This window comes from Nostoc sp. 'Peltigera membranacea cyanobiont' 232 (genome assembly GCF_002245985.1).
GTDB lineage: Bacteria > Cyanobacteriota > Cyanobacteriia > Cyanobacteriales > Nostocaceae > Nostoc.
Genome location: NZ_NOLK01000088.1, coordinates 1 through 24,145, shown reverse-complemented (window position 1 = coordinate 24,145; position 24,145 = coordinate 1). Strand labels below are relative to the sequence as shown.

The 24,145-nt window shown below is 42.3% G+C and carries 23 protein-coding genes; 10 read left to right on the top strand and 13 right to left on the bottom strand.

What is annotated here, in order from left to right; genetic code table 11:
• Positions 1 to 58: 58 nt before the first annotated feature.
• The 5 genes from folE to CDG79_RS24925 form a co-directional block, all read right to left on the bottom strand.
• Positions 59 to 766 carry a GTP cyclohydrolase I FolE gene (folE, locus tag CDG79_RS24945; protein WP_094344530.1) on the bottom strand — a complete coding sequence of 236 codons (708 nt, stop codon included), beginning with the start codon at positions 764 to 766 and terminating at the stop codon, positions 59 to 61.
• 104 nt (positions 767 to 870) lie between these two features.
• Positions 871 to 1,596: an SDR family oxidoreductase gene (locus CDG79_RS24940; RefSeq protein ID WP_094344539.1), complete on the bottom strand. Its 726-nt coding sequence runs from the start codon at positions 1,594 to 1,596 to the stop codon at positions 871 to 873.
• A 353-nt stretch (positions 1,597 to 1,949) separates the two neighbouring features.
• Positions 1,950 to 2,930 carry an acetyl-CoA carboxylase carboxyltransferase subunit alpha gene (locus CDG79_RS24935; RefSeq protein WP_094332956.1) on the bottom strand — a complete coding sequence of 327 codons (981 nt, stop codon included), beginning with the start codon at positions 2,928 to 2,930 and terminating at the stop codon, positions 1,950 to 1,952.
• A 143-nt stretch (positions 2,931 to 3,073) separates the two neighbouring features.
• Entirely contained in the window at positions 3,074 to 4,093 is a 1,020-nt protein-coding gene (locus CDG79_RS24930; RefSeq protein WP_094344529.1) for a long-chain acyl-[acyl-carrier-protein] reductase, read from the bottom strand.
• 117 nt (positions 4,094 to 4,210) lie between these two features.
• Positions 4,211 to 4,909 carry an aldehyde oxygenase (deformylating) gene (locus tag CDG79_RS24925; RefSeq protein ID WP_094344528.1) on the bottom strand — a complete coding sequence of 233 codons (699 nt, stop codon included), beginning with the start codon at positions 4,907 to 4,909 and terminating at the stop codon, positions 4,211 to 4,213.
• A 177-nt stretch (positions 4,910 to 5,086) separates the two neighbouring features.
• On the opposite strand from CDG79_RS24925, the gene CDG79_RS24920 reads away from it, so the two are divergent.
• From CDG79_RS24920 to CDG79_RS45300, 4 genes are all read left to right on the top strand, one after another.
• A complete protein-coding gene (locus CDG79_RS24920) occupies positions 5,087 to 5,914 on the top strand; it encodes a carbohydrate ABC transporter permease (RefSeq protein ID WP_094344527.1) in 828 nt (275 codons plus the stop codon).
• Positions 5,915 to 6,243: 329 nt separating this feature from the next.
• On the top strand, positions 6,244 to 6,639 hold the full coding sequence (locus tag CDG79_RS24915; protein ID WP_094344526.1) for a Pepco domain-containing protein: 396 nt from the start codon (positions 6,244 to 6,246) through the stop codon (positions 6,637 to 6,639).
• A gap of 1 nt (position 6,640) precedes the next feature.
• Positions 6,641 to 8,638 (top strand): SUMF1/EgtB/PvdO family nonheme iron enzyme, encoded by a 1,998-nt coding sequence (locus CDG79_RS24910; protein WP_094344525.1) that lies wholly within the window; start codon positions 6,641 to 6,643, stop codon positions 8,636 to 8,638.
• Positions 8,639 to 8,838: 200 nt separating this feature from the next.
• Positions 8,839 to 8,964, top strand: coding sequence for an SUMF1/EgtB/PvdO family nonheme iron enzyme (locus CDG79_RS45300; RefSeq protein WP_143855575.1), 126 nt, complete (start codon positions 8,839 to 8,841; stop codon positions 8,962 to 8,964).
• A gap of 295 nt (positions 8,965 to 9,259) precedes the next feature.
• On the opposite strand, the gene CDG79_RS24905 is transcribed toward CDG79_RS45300, so the two are convergent.
• Together CDG79_RS24905 and CDG79_RS24900 are read right to left on the bottom strand one after the other, a co-directional pair.
• Complete coding sequence (locus tag CDG79_RS24905) at positions 9,260 to 9,802, bottom strand: REP-associated tyrosine transposase (protein ID WP_094344524.1); 543 nt, start codon at positions 9,800 to 9,802, stop codon at positions 9,260 to 9,262.
• 352 nt (positions 9,803 to 10,154) lie between these two features.
• Complete coding sequence (locus CDG79_RS24900; RefSeq protein ID WP_094344523.1) at positions 10,155 to 10,523, bottom strand: hypothetical protein; 369 nt, start codon at positions 10,521 to 10,523, stop codon at positions 10,155 to 10,157.
• A gap of 177 nt (positions 10,524 to 10,700) precedes the next feature.
• Here CDG79_RS24900 and CDG79_RS24895 point away from each other — a divergent pair, with 177 nt between their 5' ends.
• From CDG79_RS24895 to CDG79_RS24875, 5 genes are all read left to right on the top strand, one after another.
• Positions 10,701 to 10,934: a hypothetical protein gene (locus CDG79_RS24895; protein WP_094344522.1), complete on the top strand. Its 234-nt coding sequence runs from the start codon at positions 10,701 to 10,703 to the stop codon at positions 10,932 to 10,934.
• Between the two features lie 500 nt (positions 10,935 to 11,434).
• Positions 11,435 to 12,727 (top strand): ATP-binding protein, encoded by a 1,293-nt coding sequence (locus CDG79_RS24890; protein WP_094344521.1) that lies wholly within the window; start codon positions 11,435 to 11,437, stop codon positions 12,725 to 12,727.
• Entirely contained in the window at positions 12,717 to 14,546 is a 1,830-nt protein-coding gene (locus tag CDG79_RS24885; protein ID WP_094344520.1) for a tetratricopeptide repeat protein, read from the top strand. The genes CDG79_RS24890 and CDG79_RS24885 overlap by 11 nt, the downstream gene beginning before the upstream one ends.
• Before the next feature lie 55 nt (positions 14,547 to 14,601).
• Entirely contained in the window at positions 14,602 to 14,970 is a 369-nt protein-coding gene (locus CDG79_RS24880; protein ID WP_094344519.1) for a XisH family protein, read from the top strand.
• A gap of 172 nt (positions 14,971 to 15,142) precedes the next feature.
• Positions 15,143 to 15,478, top strand: coding sequence for a XisI protein (locus CDG79_RS24875; RefSeq protein WP_094344518.1), 336 nt, complete (start codon positions 15,143 to 15,145; stop codon positions 15,476 to 15,478).
• An 81-nt stretch (positions 15,479 to 15,559) separates the two neighbouring features.
• Here the strand turns inward: CDG79_RS24875 and CDG79_RS24870 are convergent, their stop codons facing one another.
• The 6 genes from CDG79_RS24870 to CDG79_RS24850 form a co-directional block, all read right to left on the bottom strand.
• On the bottom strand, positions 15,560 to 16,636 hold the full coding sequence (locus CDG79_RS24870) for a PstS family phosphate ABC transporter substrate-binding protein (protein ID WP_094344517.1): 1,077 nt from the start codon (positions 16,634 to 16,636) through the stop codon (positions 15,560 to 15,562).
• A 268-nt stretch (positions 16,637 to 16,904) separates the two neighbouring features.
• Entirely contained in the window at positions 16,905 to 18,173 is a 1,269-nt protein-coding gene (locus CDG79_RS24865) for a serine/threonine-protein kinase (protein ID WP_223278304.1), read from the bottom strand.
• Positions 18,174 to 18,426: 253 nt separating this feature from the next.
• On the bottom strand, positions 18,427 to 18,675 hold the full coding sequence (locus CDG79_RS42720) for a hypothetical protein (RefSeq protein WP_189525115.1): 249 nt from the start codon (positions 18,673 to 18,675) through the stop codon (positions 18,427 to 18,429).
• Positions 18,676 to 18,888: 213 nt separating this feature from the next.
• The gene (locus tag CDG79_RS24860; protein ID WP_094333292.1) at positions 18,889 to 19,515 is read right to left on the bottom strand and encodes a cytochrome c oxidase subunit 3; all 627 of its coding nucleotides are present in this window, start codon (positions 19,513 to 19,515) and stop codon (positions 18,889 to 18,891) included.
• Positions 19,516 to 19,620: 105 nt separating this feature from the next.
• Positions 19,621 to 21,357, bottom strand: coding sequence for a cytochrome c oxidase subunit I (ctaD, locus tag CDG79_RS24855; RefSeq protein WP_094344515.1), 1,737 nt, complete (start codon positions 21,355 to 21,357; stop codon positions 19,621 to 19,623).
• 68 nt (positions 21,358 to 21,425) lie between these two features.
• Positions 21,426 to 22,514 carry a cytochrome c oxidase subunit II gene (locus CDG79_RS24850; RefSeq protein WP_094344514.1) on the bottom strand — a complete coding sequence of 363 codons (1,089 nt, stop codon included), beginning with the start codon at positions 22,512 to 22,514 and terminating at the stop codon, positions 21,426 to 21,428.
• A gap of 624 nt (positions 22,515 to 23,138) precedes the next feature.
• Between CDG79_RS24850 and CDG79_RS24840 the strand changes: the two genes are divergently transcribed.
• Positions 23,139 to 24,095 carry a COX15/CtaA family protein gene (locus CDG79_RS24840; RefSeq protein WP_094344513.1) on the top strand — a complete coding sequence of 319 codons (957 nt, stop codon included), beginning with the start codon at positions 23,139 to 23,141 and terminating at the stop codon, positions 24,093 to 24,095.
• Positions 24,096 to 24,145 lie beyond the last annotated feature (50 nt).

Sequence of the window (24,145 nt, the reverse complement as noted above, 5' to 3'; positions counted from 1 at the left end):
CCTCAAGCTTGTGAGAAATACGGGTTATCCCCTTCAGGGGCCCCACCTTCCCGATTCCCTAAAAGAATGCTGCTTGGTGGCGAATCAAGTTAAAAAATTCTTCGCGGGTTTTATGGTCTTCTTGGAAGACACCAACCATTGCGCTAGTGACAGTCCAAGAACCTGGTTTCTGCACGCCCCGCATTACCATGCACATGTGGCTAGCTTCCATCACAACGGCTACGCCTTGAGGTTCCAAAATGGTCTGAATTGCTTCGGCAATTTGGCGGGTTAATCTTTCCTGTACTTGCAAGCGACGAGAATACATTTCAACAATGCGGGCCAGTTTACTAAGTCCCACAACTTTTTGGTTGGGGATGTAAGCAACGTGCGCTCTACCCATAAATGGCAGCATGTGGTGTTCGCACAGACTAAAGAAATTAATATCTCTAACTAGTACCATCTCGCTATGCCCTTCATCAAAGATGGCATCGTTAACGAGTTCTTCAAGGGATTGGTTGTAGCCACTGGTAAGAAACCGCATTGCCTCGGCCACTCGTTTTGGTGTTTTAAGGAGTCCTTCACGTTCGGGATCTTCACCAACGCCCAATATTATTGCCCGCACCGCGTCCTTCATTTCCTCCATCTGTTCCTCTTTTGGCGAGAACACATCTGCTGGTCGCCCATTATGAGTATTGCGATCGGGTCTAGGAGTTATGGCTTCTGCTAAATCGGGAATCAGAGGCGATTGAGAGCAATTGGAACCGTTAGAACTAGCAATAGTCATGATTCAGTCTTGGTTATGGTTTTGTCATTAGTCATTAGTCATTGGTCATTAGTCATTGGTCATTGGTCATTTGCAAAAGACAAAGACAAACGATCGAGGACTAATTAGAGTGCGCCAGCGCTGGGCATTAGGGTCAATTCGTCAATAACTGCCTGTTGTGGTAACAGAACTGTGTAAAGAATTGACTGAGCAACAATTTCTGGGGTTAACATTTTGGAACGGTCTAAGTTGACATGGACTGTCTCTGTGTCCCAAAGTTCGGTATTGACTGCGCCGGGAGAGATAGCTGTGACACGAATGCCGTGGATGCGTTCTTCTTGTGCCAGGGTTTGAGAGAGGGCTATCAAACCAGCCTTGCTAACGCTATATGCTCCCCAGCCGGGAAAGGGTTGCTTGGCAGCTATTGAGGCAACGTTGATAATTGTCCCTGTGCCGCGATCGCGCATTGAAGGTAAAATCCCCACAATGCACTGAAATACGCTGGTGAGATTCAAGTCAATTACCTGCTGCCAGTCTTCTAGGGGAGTTTCGCTCAAGGTGGCTGTGTAGGCAAGGCCCGCATTGTTTACCAGAATGTCTATATCACCAAAATCAAGGGCGATCGCTTGGATCTTTTCTTTGACTTCAGAGATCCGCGCTAAATCTACAGCGTAAGCTCTTGCTTCCACCCCAGTATGCTGTACAGCTTCTGCAACCGCCTCCAATTTATCTAAAGAACGGCTGACTAAGGCGACATCTATTCCGGCTTTGGCAAAGGCTAAAGCCGTTGCTTTTCCAATTCCGCTACTAGCCCCAGTAATCAGGGCGCGTCTTTTTTGCTCAACACTCATGGTGTCTCCCAATTTTTTGGCAGTTCCCAAAACCTATTACCATCCAATTATTCACACTTCTCAGTTTGGATATATTAAAGGAATCTAAAAATCTGATGATTTCCATTAGGCAAATGCTATTATGCGGTACAGTAGTGGCCTTTTGTGGGTTTTACCAGTGAAGACAAAAAATCACCGCCTGGAAAACCACGCCGCGGACTCAAATTAGATTACTTCATAATACAAAAACTACTCAATCAAATTGAGTAGATTTGCAAAACATGCAAATGCCTATGGCTAGATTGTTAAAAATCTTTAAGCACATAGGCAATTATAGCATTGCTGCTTGGCTAATCTATCATTATGCAGTTGCTTTAGTGGGCAACCTCTGTAAAGACACCAATTTTGCGGAATTTTTCATAACGCATTTGGCGGCGTTCTGGAGCGGTTAAACGATTGAGTTCGTCTAAATTTTCTAACAGCACTTGCTTGAGAGTAGTAGCAGCTTTTAAAGGATCGGAATGAGCGCCACCAGTGGGTTCAGGGAGTATTTGGTCGATAATTCCCAACTTTTTCAGGTCGTGGGAAATAATTTTTAGAGCAACGGCAGCTTGGGGAGCTTTACCAGCATCTTTCCACAAAATGGCGGCACAGGCTTCGGGAGTGGCGACAGTGTAAACGGAGTGTTCAAACATGAGTAGGCGATCGCCTACACCAATACCAAGTGCGCCACCAGAACCACCTTCACCGATAACTGTGCAGATAATTGGCACATCTAGACAAAACATTTCCCGCAAGTTGTAAGCGATCGCTTCTCCTTGACCTTGATGTTCTGCTTCTACCCCAGACCAAGCCCCTGGTGTGTCGATAAAAGTTAGTATCGGCATACTAAACTTGTTGGCGTGTTCCATCAACCGCATCGCCTTGCGGTAGCCACCAGGGTAAGGCATTCCAAAGTTACGGGCAATATTGTCTTTGGTGTCGCGACCTTTTTGATGACCTAACATCACCACAGGTTGCCCACTCAGACGGCCGACACCACCAACTAAAGCCGGATCGTCACCACCACAGCGATCGCCATGTAATTCCATCCATTCATCACTAATAGCCTGAATGTAATCGAGAGTACTGGGGCGACGCGGATGACGAGCGACTTGCAATCGCTGGGACGGGGATAGACTCGTGAAAATTTCCTCACGCAGTTGCATGGCCCGTGCTTCTAGTTGACGAATTTGACCAGATACATCGACACCATTTTCTTCTGCAAGTTGCCGAATTTGATCGATTCGGGTTGCAAGTTCTGCTAGGGGCTTTTCAAAATCTAACAGTAGCGGTTTACGCTCGGTAGTTGCCATCGTAGGGTTTATAAATTACGAGTTATCTATTTTTTTGTCATTTGTCCTTTGTCATTTGTCCTTTATCAGTTGTCCTTTATCGTTTGCAAATAACGGAATGACCAATGACCAATGACTAATGACTAATGACCAATGACCAATGACTAAACCAACAGTGGTCTAAATCCATGTTTTACTGATACCCGACCAATCTGCTCCATTTTGTCTACGGTAATCTGATTCCGTCCCCACGAAAAGTTCGTGTATAACTTCTCAAATTCCAACAGCATCGATTCGGCAAAACAAGCAAACAACTGGCGGGCTGGCACGTCCATATTGACTATTTTCATAATTTTCCAGTCAATATCCAGGGAATGCTCTACAATCCCACCATTTAACACGTGTACACCAGGATATTGAATTTTTGTCGCTAAGTTTTTAGGATAACCACCATCAATCAACAAACAGGGTTGTTTTAAAGTGGTGGGGTCAATTTCCACGCCTCTGGGCATACTAGCAACCCAAACTACAACATCAGCTAATGGCAGTGCTTCTGTCAAACCCATGATTTTCCCGCGCCCTAGTTCGCCTTGCAACTCTTTGAGACGTTCTTGATCGCGGGCGATTAACAGAAGTTCTTTGACATCTGTTCTCGCATCTAGCCAACGCGTAACTGCACTGCCAATATCCCCAGTTGCTCCACAGATAGCAACAGTCGCGCTTGATAGATCGATTCCCAGTTGTTTTGACGCTTCTTCCACCTGCTTACAAATAATGTAGGCAGTATGCGTGTTTCCTGTGGTGAAGCGTTCAAACTCTAGTTTGATATTGCGGACTTGGCTAAACTGCTCTAACTTAAAGTTTTCAAAAATAATCGAAGAAAATCCGCCTAAAGCTGTGATGTTAATGCCATGCTTCTGTGCATGGGCCATGGCGTTGAGAATTTTTCGCGTTGCGGCTTTGATGCGGCGACTAGCCAGCATTTCCGGCAAAAAGCAAGATTCTACATACCGTCCTTCAATTTGTTGCCCAGTTACACTGGTGACAATAATGCTATCGACAATTTGCGGCGGGGCGCTGCACCAAAAGTCTAGCCCTTGATCGGCATATTCTGGGTATCCCAATTCTTGAGCTACCGCTTGAGCGTGTTCTAAACTAGTCAGATGTCCAATTAGACCAAACATGTAGTGATTATTAGGCTTATGCTGTCTTGAGGGCGGGGAAATTTTGTAAAGTTAGCAGTTAGGAGTTAGGAGTACGATTCATAATTTCTCACTAATCATTCCTCACTCCTGACTTTTTTAAGCACCGATGAGTCCGTAGGCTGACAAGCGCATAATATCACGTGTTGTGAAACCGATGTTACTCAGTGCTTCACCATACTGAATCATAAAGTCTTCTACCAAAGCATCTTTTTCCATTGCCATTGTGTGGGCATCACCTTCTACTTGGTTGAGCATTCTCCAGACGATAGGTAGGTTCTGGCGATTTGCAAGTTCAAGTTCAGCTTTCGATTCTGTAAAGTGTTCTTTCAACCAAACTTCTCCAAAGTTGAGGTGGCTATATTCTTCTTTGACTACGCCCTCAGTGATTTTACGGGCAAAATCGTCGGCAACGGGAATGTAAATGTTATATGCTGCGATCGCAAAACATTCAATTATCAAAGACTGAATCAACAGACATGTAACCACTTTTCCTTCTGCTGCGGCTGTTTGGAAATTTTGGTGTAGCCCGGAGAAAAACTCCTTAGCAAATTGCAAATCTGGGGTTACTTGCAAATTCCGCCCACAAGCCTCAAATCCTTTCTTATGGCGACTTTCCATCTTGGATAGGCGAATCAATTCATCATGAGATTCTGGCAGCAGTCCGGCTAGGGTGATGTAATTCTCATGAGCTTCTTGTTCCCCTTCAATCACGATCGCATTAATCCGGCTATAAGCATCTTTGTATGTTTCGCTCTTGAAATCTAATTCTTTAAATTGGTCTGTTAGCTGCTGCATGGTATGTTTACTCCTGTAAACTTGATTATTTGACACAAGGATTGAATTTCCCCTATGAACTGAGGGTAACAATCTCTGTGGTTTAATTTAACTTAACAAGTAACTATGCTTATAGATTAACTTTTGCTGGGAGCGATGCTCTAGTACTAGCAAAACAAATGCTTTGCAGATAAATATATGTCCGAACCAAAGTGGAATCTGAAATCTGGCGATTTTTTGAGCCTAGTAGTCTTACTGGTAGGGGCATTTATTGTTTTACTACCTCTGTTTGTGGTTTTTCTCACCTCCTTTACACCGACGGGAGCAACCCCAGAAAATGTTTCCCAAAATAACTGGTCTTTAGCTAATTACCACATTGCATGGCAGCAGGGAAAATTTTTGCTGGCGTTTGCTAATTCTACCTTGGTAGCGATCGCTGTGACGGCGTTTCAAATTGTCACTTCTGCTTTAGCTGGTTACGCCTTAGCACGGTTGAAGTTTCGGGGTCGCCAAGCACTACTATTAGTTGTTTTAGCAACTTTGGTAATTCCCTTTCAGTTATTGGTGATTCCCATCTTTTTGGTTTTGAAGTGGGGACACCTGATAAATACATACTGGGCGCTTATTTTACCTACTGCTGTCAATGGGTTTGGAATTTTCTTGCTACGTCAGTATTTCCAGACAATTCCTGTGGAGTTAGAGGAAGCCGCAGCCATAGATGGGGCTAACAGACTGCAAATTTTATGGTGGGTGATGTTACCTTTAGCCCGTCCAGCCTTAGTGACACTATTTTTGTTCACCTTCATCGGTGAATGGAATGATTTGTTTAAACCTTTGGTGTTCACAACCCGTCCCGAATTAAGAACGGTGCAACTGGCTTTGGCTGAGTTTCAAGAACAGTTTACGAATAATTGGCCCTTGATGATGGCGGCGGTGACAATAGCAACAGTTCCAGTGATGGTATTATTTATGATTGGTCAACGCCAGTTTATTCAGGGTATTGCCACCACAGGGATTAAGAATTAGCAAAAGAAGCGGAGCGCGAGGTAAGAAAATCCAGCAGCAACATAGTAATAATTCTTACCAATAATGCAAAATTGTCTCTATTGTACTTGGTGCAATATCCAAAATGCTCCGTGAGATTTCCTAGTAAGGGACTTCCAAATAAAAAATACTCAACTACTCAACTATTTCCTGTGGGGTGGGCATCTTGCCCGCCCTCTTTAACTGGGCGGGCAAGATGCCCACCCCACAAGATTGGATAATTTATTTGTTGGAAGTCCCTAATCGGAATCGCTATTCTTACCCTTGTATCTGTATTTGTGGGAAAATTTAATGTAAATAATTAAAGTAATATGTCAGAAACACCTCAAGACGATCGCATTTGGATTGTGACGGATGAAACGCCGCAAATATCGATTCCTGACGGTGTTAAAGGCGGGAGTATTAATAGAGGCAGTTGGGGAGATGAAACTATCCCCGAAAGTACTGGTAGCAAAGGGGTAAGGGATGCCGTTAAGGTTAGCGCTCAAACATTAGAGCAAAATATGACTCACTTTCTCAAAGTTGTGGGAAGTTTGTTTAGTCAAGCTGAACAGCAAGCAAAAGTCAACTCCAAGATGCAGCTTGATGAAATTGAGCTATCGGTAGAAATTAGTGCAGATGGAGAAGTTAAATTAATTGGCAGTGGTGCTAAAGCTGGAAGTAAAGGAGCGATTAAGCTGAAGTTTAAGCGCCAAGAACCAGGGTGAGATGGCAAAAAATTGGGCGATCGCGATCGGAATTAACCAGTATGATTATCTGCAACCGCTAAACTATGCCAAGCGGGATGCACTGTTAATGCAAGAGTTTCTGGGCAATGAAGCCGGATTTGAGCGGATATTCTTCTTCTCTGATGACTCTCCTCCTCTTGACGGAAAATCTACTCGTCCAACTCGCACTAACTTGCTGCGAGTCTTGCGGCAGTTATTTGACAATCCTTTTATGGGAGCAGGGGATAATTTCTGGTTTTTCTTCAGTGGTCATGGGATAAGATACGCTGACCGTGATTATCTCATGCCCTGTGATGGCGATCCAGAGGATATTGAAAATACGGCAATTGCGATTAATTTTGTGAGTGAACGTCTGCGTCGCTGCGGTGCTGATAATGTTGTCTTGATTCTGGATGCTTGTCGCAATGAAGGCAAAAAAACAGGTGAAGGAATTGGACGACAAACCGCCCAAGAAGCACGTCAACAAGGAGTTATCAGCTTTTTTTCTTGTATTCCCCAGGAGTATTCTTATGAAATTGAGGCTTTACAACAAGGTGCTTTTACCACTGCGTTACTAGAAGGGTTAGGAATTCAAGGTCAATGCGCTACTGTTGAACGATTGGAGCAATATCTCAAGTTTCGTGTGCCGGAACTGGTTCGCCAGCATAAGAATACAAGGCAAACGCCTTATGTGATTGCTGAACCTGTGAATAAATCCCACCTAATACTTGTGCCACGATATGCAACTCTAGCGGATATCGCCACGTTGAAAAATGATGCTTATCGCGCTCAGAGCAAGAGAGACTTTGATTTAGCAAAACAACTCTGGATTAGGGTACTAGCTGCTGCATCAGGTCAAGATATGGAAGCTATAAAAGCTCTGGAAGAAATTGCTCGGTTGCGAAATAGTTCTGCAATTCCTGATGTACCTCAGCAAACAATTCCACAAGGTTCTAAGTCAGTCACAAATACATCTATAAGTAAATCTCCTCAAATTCCAACTCCCAAGCCAACCCCACCATCCCCGATTAATAATACTCAGGCTTCTGGTGCGGGACAATTTCCAACACCTACTATTTCAACACCTTCAACACCCTCTTCGCCATCAAACCTAATATTACCTAACTGGTCACGACGGCGTGTAATCCAAACTGCTGGGCTTGCAGCTGCTGGGTTGGGTTTGACAATTGCAGTACCACATTTTTGGCCATCTGATTCAGGAGAAACTAGTCCAAGCAACACCAATAAAACACCAGGAAATGCACAGGGAAACATTAGCAAGCGCATTACCAGTGACGCAAAAGATTTTGTTGAAGACTTAGCAAATGGTATCACCTTAGAAATGGTGCAGATACCAAGCGGAACTTTTATGATGGGTTCACCGGAAGGAGAAGCAGAGAGAAATAAAGATGAAAGTCCACAGCATCAAGTGAAAGTGCCTGGGTTCTTCATGGGTAAATATGAAATCACCCAGGCACAGTATCAAGCAATTATGGGTATTAATCCTTCTCGTTACAAAGGTGAGAAACGACCTGTAGAACAGGTGAGTTGGGATGATGCAGTAGAATTTTGTAAAAAGTTGAGCCAGAAAACAGCAAAAACCTATCGATTGCCTAGCGAAGCAGAATGGGAATATGCTTGTCGTGCTCGAACCAAGACCCCATTCTATTTTGGCGAAACGATTACTACTAAGTTAGTAAATTTCGGGGGTACAGAAACAAAGCCGGTTGGTAGTTTTCCAGCTAATGCTTTTGGTTTATTCGATATGCATGGTAATATATGGGAGTGGTGTCAAGATGTATATCATGACAACTACCAGGGTGCGCCAAAAGATGGTACTGCGTGGGTAACTGGTAAAGATAATAACATAAAGCTGCTGCGTGGCGGTAGTTGGATCGGCTATGCCTGGCATTGCCGTTCTGCCCTTCGCCTTAGGGTCGCGCGCGCGGATCGTAACAACGATGTTGGTTTTCGCGTGGTGGCGGTGGCTGTGGCGTGAGGATTCCTTGCTCTTTACACTCTTTCCCTTTTGCCCTTTACACTTCTTTTTCTTTTCCCTTCTTTTTCCCTCACCGCCACAGGCGGATCAAAATTTTTTTTTCAGAAAGTGGTGTATTAATATCAAAATTATTATACACTACATTTAATCAAATTTCTCACTTAGTTTGAGAGTTTGAGCATGGGGCAGGTCGATTTTAGCTGCTGCGTGGCGGTAGTTGGATCAACAATGCCACTCATTGCCGTTCTGCCGATCGCAATAGGAACGCGCGCGCGAATCGTAACAACAATGTTGGTTTTCGCGTGGTGGCGGTGGCTGTGGCGTGAGTACTCCCCAAAGTCAGAGTTGATAAGTGGGAATTTATCGAGCGTACATCAGGGAGTCCAGACCTGAACCAGCGAGGAAGGCGACAACCTCCGAATATAAAACCGAGTCGGATAGCTTGGTAGGTTGCAAAACCGAACAGTTGTTCAACTCAATTAATTTTGCGATATTCCCGACTTTTTGAAAAAATAATTCGTAGGTTGGGTTGAGGAACGAAACCCAACATTACCCATCACAATACTCAACGCTGCTGTTGGGTTTAACTTCGTTTAACCCAACCTACGATTTAGGTGATACCTACTCTTTAGCGATATCAGAGTCAAATACAATTGCTTGCCCAGCCCCCCACGTAATATCATACATACCCTGACGAACAGAACGATGAAAACTGGAATATTCCCAATCTTTTGGAGCTTTCACTAAACCATGTTTGACAGGATTGTAGTGAATATATTCAAGGTGATTTTTAAAATCTACCTCGTCTCTAATCAAGTGTTCCCAAAAACGACGCTGCCAAATACCTCGCTCTTTTTTATTTTGCCTAGAGGTAGATAAGTTTTTCTGTGATAAAGTGATGCACTGGCGACTAAAATAGCTTTTGATCAAACGCCAACGAGTAGAAAAATTGCAATCGCCCTGTGGTAATGTCCAAATACAGTGCAGATGATCCGGTAATAAAACAAAGGCATCAATTATAAATGGGTGTTGATGCATTACATACCGAAAAATATTTCTTAATAAAGATACGTTAGTCGGTAAGCATAATAGTCTTTGTCTTTTATGTGTTACGAGTGTAAAAAAGTAAGTGCCACCTTCTATTGTGGCTCGGCGATATTGCATTGAGTTAATTTTATGATGGTTATATTTCGGGCTTTATTTTAAAGTATTGGTTATAAAAGATACCGTCAACTTATTGTTTTTGAGATGTGAGTTAAGAAATGAGTGAAGGGCAATCTAATAAACTAAAGTAGATGTTGGGTTTCGTTCCTCAACCCAACCTACGATTATGATTTAGAGTTTGACGATACCTTTAGTTTATCTGCGATCGCACTCAGCATTCAATTTTGGGATGTTTTAGGATGTAAAAAGTCTCTGGAGACGCTTCAAAAGTTAAGCAGTAGAATATAGCATGGTGGTGCGTTGTCACAAAGGTCAACGCACCCTTATCTAAAGAAGCGGCGAGTCTAAACAATTACTTCACAGATGTCACTGTTTGGTTTACTACTGGACGTGGTTTCTTGCGGTCTGACCTGCGCGTTCCCCCAGCCATCTCATACTCATCACTATTTTTGCCATAGCGAGATGCAACATTCAACAGCATTTGCTCAGAATAAGTATTCAACTCACGTTCTGCTTCTGTTAATGCATTGTGTGTCTTATCTACTATTGTTTGTGCTTGATTATAAGCGGCTAGCTTCTCTCGTAACTCAATTACTTTAGTGTTGTAAGTAGCAATTGAAAACCCATTACTAAAGTCTAACTGAGGGTTAATTGTCTGCATTCCTTCAATCCGTCGTTCAGCTTTGGTTAGTGACATGGAGTTTCGTTTCCGTTGCGTCATATAGTTTTCCTGTTTGGATTTATTTATAAATAACCCTAACTTTATACACTGAGTTATTTATATATCATCAAGATACGCAACAAGCAGATGGACTAGCCACAGTGAAGTTACAGAATTATAAAAGCATTGGATGGCATTAGCCAACTAGATAGATGCGGGTATATTTGCTGAAATTTCTTGAGAAAAGCAGGTTTTGAAGCCGCAAAAGCAGGTTTTGAAGTCACAAAGGCTGGTTTTAAAGTCGCAAAAGCTAGTTTTAAAGTCGCAAAAGCAGGTTTTGAAGTCGCAAAAGCAGGTTTTGAAGTCGCAAAAGCTAGTTTTGAAGTCGCAAAAGCAGGTTTTGAAGTCACAAAAGCAGCTTTTGAAGTCGCAAAAGCTGCTTTTGAAGTCGTGGAGCTTTATCTCATGTAGAGAGGCGATTTATCGCGTCTAAAAAACTAACACGTTAGAGAGACGCGATAAATCGCCGTCTCTACAAAGAATGTACTCGTCAATTATTCCTTGACAGACTACTAACTAATAGTAACAACAGCTACCATCACATCGGCTAGAGGGTGATGAGACGAAGCACACTAAAAATTTATTTTTATAACTGAAAATTTTATTTTATTTATGTGTTAAGTAGCTTTCAGCATTTTATCTGTATAATCTATCATTCAGTCTAAGTTATCAAATGTATAATCTATCATTCAGTCTGATTGATTATTGACCTCTATTACTTATTAATAGGTTGAAATTCTGATATTAGGGCATCTCTTTTTAAGACATAACATACTACTCACTTAGTAGTTATTTATTAACGTAATTTGAGGAGTTATCTAGGCAGACTCTATCCTAGACATTGCTTTAACTTCTACTTCAAAAATCATGAGCCATTATATGGATAGCTAGCACGTTTACGGCACTATCCGATGTCTCAAGACTTATTAAACTCCTTTCAAGAAGCCTACAGCAATCTCGAACTGTTTCCGTTGATGGAACGGAACGAAATGGAAAGATTTAGAGTCGAATATGGTGATGATTTGATTGCAGACCTGAACCAATTAGTGGAAGATAGTCCTAATGGAGATGGCAAAATTGTCTTTACAGGACATCGAGGATGTGGTAAGTCTACCTTGTTAGCTGAATTTAGCCGACAAATTCAAGATAAATATTTTGTAGTTCTCTTTTCTATTGCTGACAAAATTGAAATGTCGGCTGTTAATCATATTAATATATTGTTTGCGATCGCAGTTAATTTAATGACAGAGGCAGAAGCACGCAAAGTTGATATTCCACAATCTACAAAAGAAGCTCTTTATAAGTGGTTTGCTACCCGCACTCGCACTGAAGAATCAAATTTGCAAACAGAAGCTAGTATAGGTTTTGACCTCCTAAAATTGATTAGCTCTAAACTAAAAGCTGATGCTAGCGTTCGGGATGAAATTAAGCAAGAATTTGAACGCAAATTATCAGATTTGGTTGCCAGAATTAATGAAATAGCTGCTTTAATTCAAGCTGCAACTAAGCAAAATGTTTTAGTCATTATTGATGATTTAGATAAACTTGACTTAGGAAGAGTTAATGAAATTTATCGAGATAACATTAAAGCTCTCTGCCAACCTAACTTTCAAATTATTTATACCATCCCCATCGCAGTACTTCGGGAAACATTTATCAGCACAATAATTACCACTGAAACCAACGATCAAGTTGTGGCAATGCCTGTTTTAAAAATTTTTGATAAAGGTAAAAATCGCTTTCCTAATGCTCAACCTCGCACCGAAGCAACAAAGATTCTCGGTGAAGTTTTACAAAAACGGATTCCCAGTGAATTAATCGCGGCTGAAACTGCTGAAAAAATCGTGATTTACAGTGGTGGCGTGTTGCGAGAGTTAATTCGGATCTCTAAGGAATGTTGCCGTATTTGTTTACGGACTATCCGACGAAATCCCTCAGCCGAAGTTATCATTGATGATAAAATTCTTCTTCAAGCGATCAACAAAATTCGCAATGATTTTTCTATACGTTTAGGAAAAGTTGATATAGATATTTTGCAGAGTGTTTATGAACAATTTATGCCCAATGACCCCAAACAAGCAGAGTTTTTGGATTTGCTACACGGGCTATATGTTCTAGAATATCGCACTGATGAAACTTGGTACGATGTTCATCCAATTATTATCGAAAGCTTGAGAAGACAGGGAGCTATTAATGTTCAATGAAGAATCATTAGATAATGAGGGAGAAAATCAAGATGCGTATGACGATTTAATTGTTTCTATTGAAGCTCAAAAACGGGGATTGAATCTACTGATTGCAGTTTGCGATGATGCTAGCTTTCGTGATAAAATTATTGCCCAATATGAAGCTGAACTAGAACCTGTATTCCATGCATATCGAGTGACTTTAGCACGTCAGGAACCTAGCCTGAAAGCTGCTCTTAACCAACTGGTACAACAAGAAGAATATCTTCGTCAGCAAAACCCGGCGGTGATTACTGTGACAGGTGCTGAACAACTTTATTTTCTCAGATTGGGAAATGAGCAATCGGAACAGGAGAAATTTTTTGGTTACTTGCAATGGACAAGAGAAGGATTGCGTGAGTTTCCCTTTGCAATAGTGCTTTGGGTAACTAACCAGATTTTAGTTAACCTGATTAAAAAAGCACCTGATTTTTGGAGTTGGCGTAATGGTGTATTTCGGTTTGAATCTCAAAAAACGAATGCTATTCCTGGTAAAGAATTAGAACCTATACGTTTTGTTTTTCGAGATACAGAATTAGCCAGTACAGATACTAATGAAAATAACCCCTTTTTCTTGCCTATTCAAGATTTACAAAGACTAATCGAGAAAATAGAACAGGAACGGGGTACTAAAGATCCAACCTTAGCTACTTTATACTCAAGGTTGGGTGATATTTACCACAGTAGATTAGATCGGGGTGAATCTCAGAATTATCAAGAAGAACAGAAATTAGCAATTAAGTATTGGTGTCAGGCGAGTGAACTACAAAATGAATTAGGTTTGCAAATAGACTTAGCTAATAGCCTCAATAATTTAGCCGGAATATATCGTGCAACAGGACACTACAGCGAAGCTGAACCCTTATATAAACAGGCTTTAGAACTTAGAAAACGCCTGCTAGGAGACAACGATCCTTCTTTTGCTACTAGCCTGAATAATTTGGCGGGACTTTATAAATCTACTGGCCAATATAGTAAAGCAGAACTGTTATATCAACAAGCTTTAGAACTGAGGAAACGTCTGTGGGGAGAAAACCATGCCGATGTCGCTGTCAGTCTGAACAATTTGGCATTACTATATGATGAACAAGGGCGTTATGACGAAGCAGAACCTCTGTATCTGCAATCATTAGAGGTTGAAAAACGTTTGGTTGGCGAAAATCACCTTACTTTCGCTCTTATACTAAATAATTTAGCGCTACTTTATTATCATCAAGGACGTTACAGCGAAGCTGAACCTTTGTCGCTACAAGCAATAGAATTAGATAAGCGATTTTTGGGAGAAGAGAATCCTGATGTTGCGACAGATTTGCACAATTTAGGATTGATATACCGCGCTCAAGGACGCTACGATCGAGCTGAAACAGTATTTTTGCAATCATTAGAACTCAAGCAGCGTCTATTGCAAAAGGCGCATCCACTTTTAGCAGATACTATCTATGCTCTTGGTTATATGTATAGGGAGCAGGGACGCTACAATGAGGCGGAAACCTTATGTATAAAAGCCTTAGAACTTGATAAGCACCTATTGGGAGAAAATCATCCTAATGTTGCTGAAAGTCTCAATAATCTGGCAGAAATATATCGTGAAACTGGACGTTATGGTGAGGCGGAACCGCTATATTTGCAAGCTTTAGATATTTGTGAGCGAGTCTGGGGTGTGAATCATCTGCGTAGTTTAACTATTCGCCAAAATCTCGAAAAACTTGCCGCAGCAATGGAGAATAATGGAGAGTGCGATGTCTTGTCTACGACACGCTGCGCGAACGACAACCCCTCCGAGGAAGGCATTACATAGAGCAACAATATCATTCTCATTTTAGGTTAATCTGACCTAATCTAGAGATAGCAATATGGCTAAAGATGTTTTTCATCAACAGGTAAAAAAAGCATTAATTAAAGATGGGTGGATAATTACTCACGATCCTTTTACAATTCGTATTAGTGAAGCAATTAAACTACAAATAGACTTAGCGGCTGAAAATGCCATTGCCGCAGAACGTAATACTGAGAAAATAGCTGTTGAAATTAAGAGTTTTATTGCAGATTCAGACATCAGTGAATTTCATACTGCACTAGGGCAATATCTAAATTACTGCCAAGCTATTGAAGAACAAGAAGCAGACAGAGCGCTTTACCTAGCAGTTCCTATTGAAACATATCAAGACTTTTTTCAACTTTCTTTTGTCCAACGCACTCTTCATCGTTATAGCATTTTCTAGTCTGGTGAGGTACATCTCAAAACGTCACCCCCAACCCCTCTCCTTACTAAGGAGAGGGGAGATAAAGCTTATTATTTATCGGGGTGAGGTTAAGCTGTACCTCAGTTGCTTAAGAAACGCTATACCAAGTTAAGTTGATAATTTATGACCCAAAATGTGAGGAAATTCGACTATGGATAAAATAGAACGCTATCGACAACTTATCAAACAAATATTGAGCGAACATCAAAAAATATCATCTAATACCGATACAGTCAAATCAGAATTAATTTTAGATAAGGAAAATGACCATTATCAACTAGCTTATGTTGGCTGGCAAGGAGATAAGCGGGTGTTTGGCCCAGTCATGCATTTTGATATTCAAAATGGGAAAATATGGATTCAGTATAACGGTACAGAAGAGTCTGTTGCTGAACGATTGGTTGAGTTAGGTGTACCACCTTCTGATATTGTCATTGGGTTTCATTCTCCTTTTAAACGGCAATTTACTTCTTATGCTGTCGAGTGAATGGTGCGATTAGATCCCCGACTTCTTTAAGAAGTCGGGGATCTATCTCTGGGAAGGGGGCTTAATTGTTATCCAAATCTACTAGCGAACCCCAACAAAACCAGCTTGCTCAATTGCTCTTTGCCCTTGGTCAGTTAATAAAAGATTGGTATATGCATTTCCAATCTGCTGTTCCCGACCTTTATTCTGCTTAATAATCACAAACAAATTAGCAATTATGGGATAGCTGCCATTTTTGACAGCCTGAGTATTTAGCTGGTTGCGCTGACGTGGACATTGCTCAGGCGATACCATAGGTTCCCGATAAGGGGGAATTAGCTGACCAGAAGTGCGACCTAGTGGCAAAGCCTTCACACTACATTGAGGCACTACTGAACGGGCAGAAGCATAATATACAGCACCAGGTATTTTACTGAGTTGGCGCACTGCCTCTGTTGTAGAGTAGACATATTGCACATTAGAGCCAAGTAATTGTCCTTTCAAGTCGTTGTTACTAGATAATATTACTGTATCTGCGTCCTCTGGTCTTTGAGACAAAGGTGTGATGGGTAAGTTTGGCCCACCTACTTGATTCCAGTTAGTAATTCGCCCCGAATAAATCTGCTGCAATTGGTCAATAGTTAAACCTGACACATTTAGTGATGGGTTGACTACCACTGCGATCGCATCCATACCTACCTGACGTTGCTCAAGGGTGAAGCCTCGCTCTTTTGCCATAGCTTGTTCTTCATCTGTAAGGGGACGAGAAGACTGAGCAAAGTCTATTTTCCCATCAAGTAACATCCGAATGCCTGAGCTAGAACCAGGGCTAGCATTAACAGGGTCTACGTAACGTAATTTTAGTTCCGGGCGATCGCTCTGGATCTGAGAATCTACCAATTGCCGGATAGATGCCCAAGCTGTACTTCCTCCGTAGTTAAATGAGGCAGTGGGGACATCTGCAATTGTCTGAAAATTGGATGCAGTATTAGAGACGGTCTTGAAACTTTGATTAGAAGAAGAGTCAACACTATTGCGGGATAATAAATTCGGCTTTAGTAACCACCAAAGCAATCCGCCAATAACCATAAGTGTCAGCACTTTCCCAATAATCAAACCTCTAAGAAAGAGGGCTATTTCACCGTTAATTAAAGCTTTTTTTTGATTTGTATTGTCCATATTTTTAAATATTGTTTATTGTATTTATCTTACAGGAATCTCTAAGTATTTATCCTAGAATAATATTTAGATTCAAAGTGAATATGTAATAGCTAGTTAATAGCTATCTTTATGATTGCTGTTAGATTCTTAACTTTTTATAATGTATGACTCATATTTGATTTTTGAAAAAACTCAGTATGACTCAAAGAGCGTTCTTTACTATTGTTTCTTGCCTATCTAAGCAAATAAATATGGCTACGCCAGGCTGCGCGAACAGAAATCAAAGTTAACTGTTATGGTGAGATTCAGCTTGCTCCTTAGTAGTCTTTGTAATGCTGCAATTGCTTTTACAGACTCCTCTTTTGGCTATTAAGCGATTCACATTAACATTAGTTAACCGTTGCTCAACCAATTTTTCTATAAAATTATTTAATTGAGTGGGTTGATTTGGAGATGATGCACCTGTATTAATAAATGTGTAGATTAAAACTATCACTATCAAACTAGTGGTGGCACCAAGCCCTATTCCTAGTAGCAAAATAAAGTTTCTATAACTGAGCAAATAAGTATCATCAGTGTTTTGGTTGATGCCAACAGATTTTGAGGATTGTGGCAATTCCAGATCGGAATTAAGTGCTTGCAAAGCTTCTGCGGCCGACTGATAACGCTGGTTATAGCGATCGCGAACCATTTTATCTAAAATATTTGCAAGGCTATCACTTACCTGTGCGCGATCGCGCCAGAGAACTTCTCCAGTATTAGGATCTTCTTGTAGTTGTTCAGGTATTAAACCTGTCAAAGCTTGAATGCCAATCATCCCGACTGCATAGATATCGCTGCAAAGTTTTGGCTTTCCCTTAGCCTGTTCGCTAGGCATATAGCCAGGAGTTCCAACAGCAATTGTTAAGCCTGGCACCAAAGCACCAATTTTCTTAATACTCCCAAAGTCAATTAGCACAATCTTTCGATCGGAGTACCGCCGCATTAAATTTTGGGGCTTGATATCCCGGTGAATAATGTCATTTTGGTGGACAAATGCCAGCACTTCCAGGATATCTTTTAATAAGTTTAAGACTGTATTTTCGCTAAGACGCTGACCTGGTAAAATTTCTTGAGTCAATGCATGACCATCAATAAATTCCTGGACTAAATAGAAATCTCCATCTTCATCAAAATGGGCAAACAGTCTCGGAATTTGATCGTGATCGTTGCCTAGTTGGTATAAAACTTCCGCTTCCCGATCGAATAAGCTTTTAGCGATGGGTAGAACAGCAGGATTGGAATCTTTTGGTTTTAAATGTTTGACAACACAATGAGGTTGTCCTGGTAAATCCAGGTCTATGGCTAAGTATGTATCACCAGAACCTCCGCTTCCTAAGTGTTTGATAATCTCAAAGCGATTCCGAAGTGTTTTTCTGGCGAAAGAGTATTTATGATGTCTGTTCCGTCTAGCACTTGCTAACAAGTAAGTATTACCAGATTCTCCGCTTCCCAGCAGTTTGACAGTCTCAGAGCGACTGCGGAGTGTTTTTCTGACTAGAGGGTTCTGGCTCATGTGGCGTATACTACTTGTTAATTTACTGACCATTCAGAGCTTGGGTGAGGGGATGAATACCTGTAGCTATATTCTTGGCATTTGAGGTAGTCAGCTTCTTAGGCAACCTCTGCTTTAGAGCAGTTTTATGGTTAGCCTCTTGAATTGGTTAATTTAATACCTTTATAGGTATCTTACATATAAAATTTGTTTTCGGAATAATTTAGTAATTCTATCACTTAAGTAAATTTAACACCAGTTTATAGTATAGGAATCATATTGGATTTTTGAACAAAATTAGGTATTGTAGGGGAGCCAGTGCGTTGCGGTGAATCCAGCGCTGTAGGCGGGTTTCCCAACCTAGGCGACTGGTGTTAGCGCCGGCGGCGCTATCCGTTGTAGCAACTGGCGTTGTGTTAGAACGAAGTTCGTAACGCACCATTATCGAGGGTTTAGTGCCAGACTCTCCGTTATTTATAACTTTAGGTAGAAGACAATATTCAGGATTTAAGTAACTTATCAAACAGAATTCAGGAGTCAGGAGCTAGAATGGGTCTATTTGCCATCAATGAATTGATTAATAAAAACCTGAAACGGCGTATTTAGGTTAACACACAAAATGATGATTTTGTAAAGTACGTAAGTCCTAGAACTGTATTTACTGTTCATAAAAAAAGCCCCCAATAGGGGGCATATTTGAGTTGTTCGCGTGGAGTAAACAACTAATAATTAATACTCACAGTAGATACAGTAATCCGAACAAAATAATCCAAATCACGTCAACGAAGTGCCAGTAGATTTCGGCTGCTTCAATGCCAAAGTGCTTTTCGTTACTGTAGTGACCCGGAGTGCGCGATCGCCACAACACAGCAACAATTGCCAAAACGCCGATGGTAACGTGTAATCCGTGGAAACCAGTCAAAACGTAAAATGCACTAGCAAATAAATTGGTAGTTAAACCAAATTCTAAATGGGTATATTCATATACTTGACCTACCAAGAAAGTAGCGCCCATGAGAGCAGTAATTGCTAACCAGATTCGCGCACCCCGCGGATCGTTCTTTTTGATAGCAGTGTCAGCATTGTGCATAACAAAACTACTAGAAATTAGATTGATGGTGTTGACTCCAGGTAACAATAGCTCTAATTCTGGAGTTCCTGCTGGCGGCCACACAGGTAAGGTAGCACGGAAAGCCAAGTAAGCTCCGAACAGCCCCATAAAAATCATCCCTTCAGCAATCAGGAAAACATATAGCCCAAACAGGCGATGGTCTGGATGTTCTTCGTGATGACCGACGGACGCTTCCGCCGCGTGATGATGATTAAGTTCGGTTTTAGCTGGGTCAATAGTTTGACTTTGCATGAATTTTTTAAAGGATAAATTGGGGAGTGGGGAAAGAGGCAGAGGGACAAGGGGAGCGGGGAGCAGAGGGAAAGAAATTCCTAGTCCCCAGTCCCCAGTCGCAGTTTATTTGCGGTCTTCGGGATTAGCAGCAACGGCTGGATCGGGTTCTGCTCTTAATACTGAGTTTGGCCCGCCAGACAAGATTGGATTGGGATCGGATAAAGGTACACCTTCGTTAGCCCTTTCTAAACCGTAGTCGTAGGGGCCTGTAGCCAGTACTGGAGTTTGATCAAAATTCTCGATCGCTGGCGGTGAGGTAGTCATCCACTCTAAGGTAAGCGCCCTCCAAGGATTATTACCAGCTTTCTCGCCGTATAACCAACTCCAAATCGCATTGATGATGAAGGGAAATGTCGAAATTGCCAGTATGTAAGAACCATAGGTGCAGATTTCGTTCAATGTGGTGAATTTGGGGTCATATTGAGCGATCCGGCGATTCATGCCCATTAAACCCAGCTTGTGCATGGGTAAGAAGGTCATGTTTAAACCAACAATTGTCAAGGCAAAGTGAACCTTACCCCAAAATTCGTTTACCATCCGTCCCGTCATTTTTGGGAACCAGTGGTAAATAGCGGCAAAAATCCCTAGAACACTACCGCCAAATAGGACATAGTGCAAGTGGGCCACCACAAAATAGGTGTCGTGAACGTGAATGTCAAAGGGCACTGCTGCCAACATTACGCCACTGATCCCACCGATTACAAAGGTGCCGACAAAGCCGATGGCGAACAACATGGCGCTGTTAAGCTGGATTTTCCCACCCCACATAGTTGCTAACCAGCTAAATATTTTAATCCCTGTAGGTACGGCAATGATCATGGTGGTGATCATAAAGAACATCCGCAACCAGCCGGGGATACCACTGGTAAACATGTGGTGCGCCCAAACAATTAGCCCCAAAAAGCTGATGGCTAGAGATGAATAAGCGATCGCTTTATAGCCAAAAATCGGCTTCCGGGAATGGATGGGGATAATTTCTGAAATTGCACCAAAGAAGGGCAAAATCATGATGTAAACGGCTGGGTGGGAGTAAAACCAGAACATGTGCTGGTAAACTACAGGGTCGCCACCGCCAGTTGGGTTAAAAAATGTTGTCCCGGCAATTAAGTCAAAGGAAAGCAGAATCAGACCTGCTGCTAAGACTGGGGTTGATACTAAAACCAGTGACGAAGTAGCGAACATCGCCCAGCAGAACAACGGCATTTTGTGGATGTCCATGCTGGGGATACGCATCTTCAGCAATGTTACTAGGAAATTTATCGACCCCAAAATTGAGGACGTACCTAGCAGCAGGACACTCATAATCCAAATGCCCTCACCCACTTGTCCTGTTACCAAACTCAGGGGAGGGTAGGAAGTCCAACCTGCATCTGGTGCATCGCCTACCAATAAACTGGCGATAAGCAACACACCCGCAGGGGGTATCATCCAAAAAGCAACAGCATTCAGCCGAGGAAATGCCATATCTTTTGCCCCAATCATCAGGGGAATTAGATAGTTAGCAAATCCTGCTCCGGCTGGCACGATCCACAAGAAAATCATGATTGTGGCGTGCAGCGTGAATAGACTGTTGTAGACTTCCGGGGTGACAAAATCTACCTCTGGGGTTCGCAGTTCGGTGCGAACCAAGTCAGCCATTACGCCGCCAATGCAGTAAAAAATAAACGAAGTGACTAGGTATTGAATCCCAATCACCTTATGGTCGGTTTGAAAGCCAAAGAAGTCTTGCCATTTTCTGACCCCTGGTTCCTCAAGAAGGGCAGGGATATTGGCAGTTTCTTGCAACTGAGCTTGTGTCATAGTTGTTAGTCATTGGTCATTAGTCATTAGTCATTAGTCATTGGATTTTGACTAAATAACATAATTGACTAATGGTGAACTTGATGGAGGATTTCTGGTTTAATTCCCATGTCCTTGGTGTAAGGAGCAAGAAAATCATTTGGGGATAAATTCGCTGGGTTAACAGCAACGGCTTGATTTAATGTTTCCTTGCTGGCAACAAGCTGTTCTTGCATCCACTTGTCAAATGCTTCTTCTGACTCAACAACTACTGGCGCTCTCATTGCACCGTGATAGGGGCCACAAAGTTCAGCACAGATCAGGACATAATCTCCTGCTTTTTTGGGGGTGAAGCGAATATTGCTTTGCCTACCGGGGATCGCATCTTGTTTTAGGCGGAACTCTGGCACCCAAAAAGCATGGATGACATCGTTGGCTGTCATATTGATTTCCACTTCTCGCCCGATGGGGACGTGCATTTCACCTGTAGTTATACCAGTTTCAGGATAGGTGAAAATCCAGGCATATTGTAAACCAGTGACGTTGACCTGTAATTGTGCTGGTTTGCCTTGTCTATCAGGACTTTCGCCAATTGTTGGAGCAACACTACCGACACCTGGGGCATTCCGCAGTTGGGGAATTTGGTCAGCATTACGAACTTCTGCCGTAGCCGGATCTTGCATTGCCTCATCAGATTTTTCTTGATTGAGGTTGGGTTCGCTGCTGGGGGGAGTATCGCTTAAAGTTGCAGCCATAGCACTTCCATGCCCTGGCATTTTCATCGACTCCTGATTCATCGGCGCTTCATGGATAGCATGGGGATCAAAACCACCGATTTCGTTGTAAACATCAAAGCTGTAAACAGAAATACCGATAACGATAATTGCTGGGATCGCCGTCCAGAGGATTTCTAGAGGTACATTGCCCTCAACTGGTGGGCCGTCTTCATTGTCACCTGCACGCCGACGGTATTTAAATGCAGAGTAAATTAAAATACCTTCGACCAACAGGAATATACCTGTAGAAACGATCATCATCGCGTTAAACAGACCATCCACCAAGACGGCTTCATCCGTGGCTGCTGCTGGCAACAGACCGTGATTTTGACCGTACCAAAGGCTGGCTAGCGTTAGCACGATGCCAATGAGTAATGTCCAGATTGAACTTGGAATCTTCACGGCTTACTTAATTGAATTTACTACGTTATCTTAAAGCTGCCCACTTACTAAGGTAGTCTAGGCTGGAAGGTATAGAGTCCAGAGGTCTGAAATTTTTATTAATTTTTTTAACTATTTTACTAATTTTGGGTACAAGGTGACTATTGGAGGCAAGAAGTAGAAGTAACCCTGATGCAGTTAAAAGCGTGGGATTGAAGCACTGGGTTTTATACCCAAAACTAAAGTTAAATTTTTCATTCATAATTATTTCCTCCTGCCCTCTGCCGATGCTCGCGGACTAGCCCCAAGCGCACTCCTGCAAAGAAGCAAGCTACGCCTAGGTCTCTAAGAGTTGCTATACCGCAGGCTTTATGCTGCGCCATTTTGCCTTCTTTCAAAAGTAGATAGAAATCAGTGGAAAAATTTAAGGAAAAATTTAGAATGTTTAAATTAATTGCGAGCGATCAATTTTTCACATCTTGAAAAATACCTAAAGCTTCAGGCAAAACCTTCCTGGAGTGATTCAAAGTATAAGTGAGTGCTAATCTATAAACCCTGAGCCTATACGCTAGGGTGAAGATACGACGCTAAAAGAAAATTGAAAATTTTAACAGATCCACCAAGAGCGGGCAGAAAGTATCCTTCATGAGCGAATTTGTCCTACAACAACAAAATGAAGCGGCAGTTGAGCAGCAAAAGCCCAAGGAAATGATTCGGCGCTTGGTGTGGAAAATATGCATAGCCACCTTAATTTTGATGGCAATAGGCAGTGCCACCCGCGTGATGAATGCTGGACTTGCTTGCCCAGACTGGCCCTTATGCTATGGCGAACTCGTACCAGCCAAGCAAATGAATCTCCAGGTATTCCTAGAGTGGTTTCACAGATTGGATGCAGCTTTAATTGGTGTAAGCGCGATCGCACTCTTCGGCTTATCCTGGTGGCATCGTCGTTTCTTACCCTCTTGGCTACCTTGGGCATCCACATTCGCCCTGTTTTTAATCGTCTTTCAAGGCATCTTGGGAGGACTTACCGTTACCGAACTGTTGCGGTTTGATATCGTTACCGCTCATTTAGGAACGGCGCTGTTATTTTTTAGCACCCTCCTAATTATCGGCACAGCACTCACGCCCTATCAGGGAAATGGAACCGTTGGTAAGTTGCCTTGGGTAGGTTTAACTGCTGCTGTTCTGGTTTACCTGCAAAGTCTCTTGGGTGCTTTGGTAGGCTCTCGCTGGGCGCTACACCAATGCTTAGGCGGTTCTCAACTTTGTACTGTGATGTACAGCCATATTGCTGGTTTGGTGCCGCCAACAGTGGCAATCTTGGCAATGGTATTTATCTGTTGGCGGACACCAGCACTACATCCAGCCTTACGGCGACTGGCAAATATCGCTGGTGGGTTGTTGACATTACAAATCTTGTTGGGATTCGCCACTTTCAAATTACATCTCCAAGTCGAGCCTCTCACTGTCTCTCATCAAGCTATAGGAGCAGCTTTGCTGGGTACTTTGGTGGCTTTCACAGTTCTTGCAATGCGTGATTCAAGTGGTGAGTCACGAGTGCTGTTAGCGGAAGCGGGGCGTTTAGCCCGTGTTGAGTAGGGAATGGGGCATTGGGCAATAATTAATAGTTCTTCTCCCCCTGCCTCCCC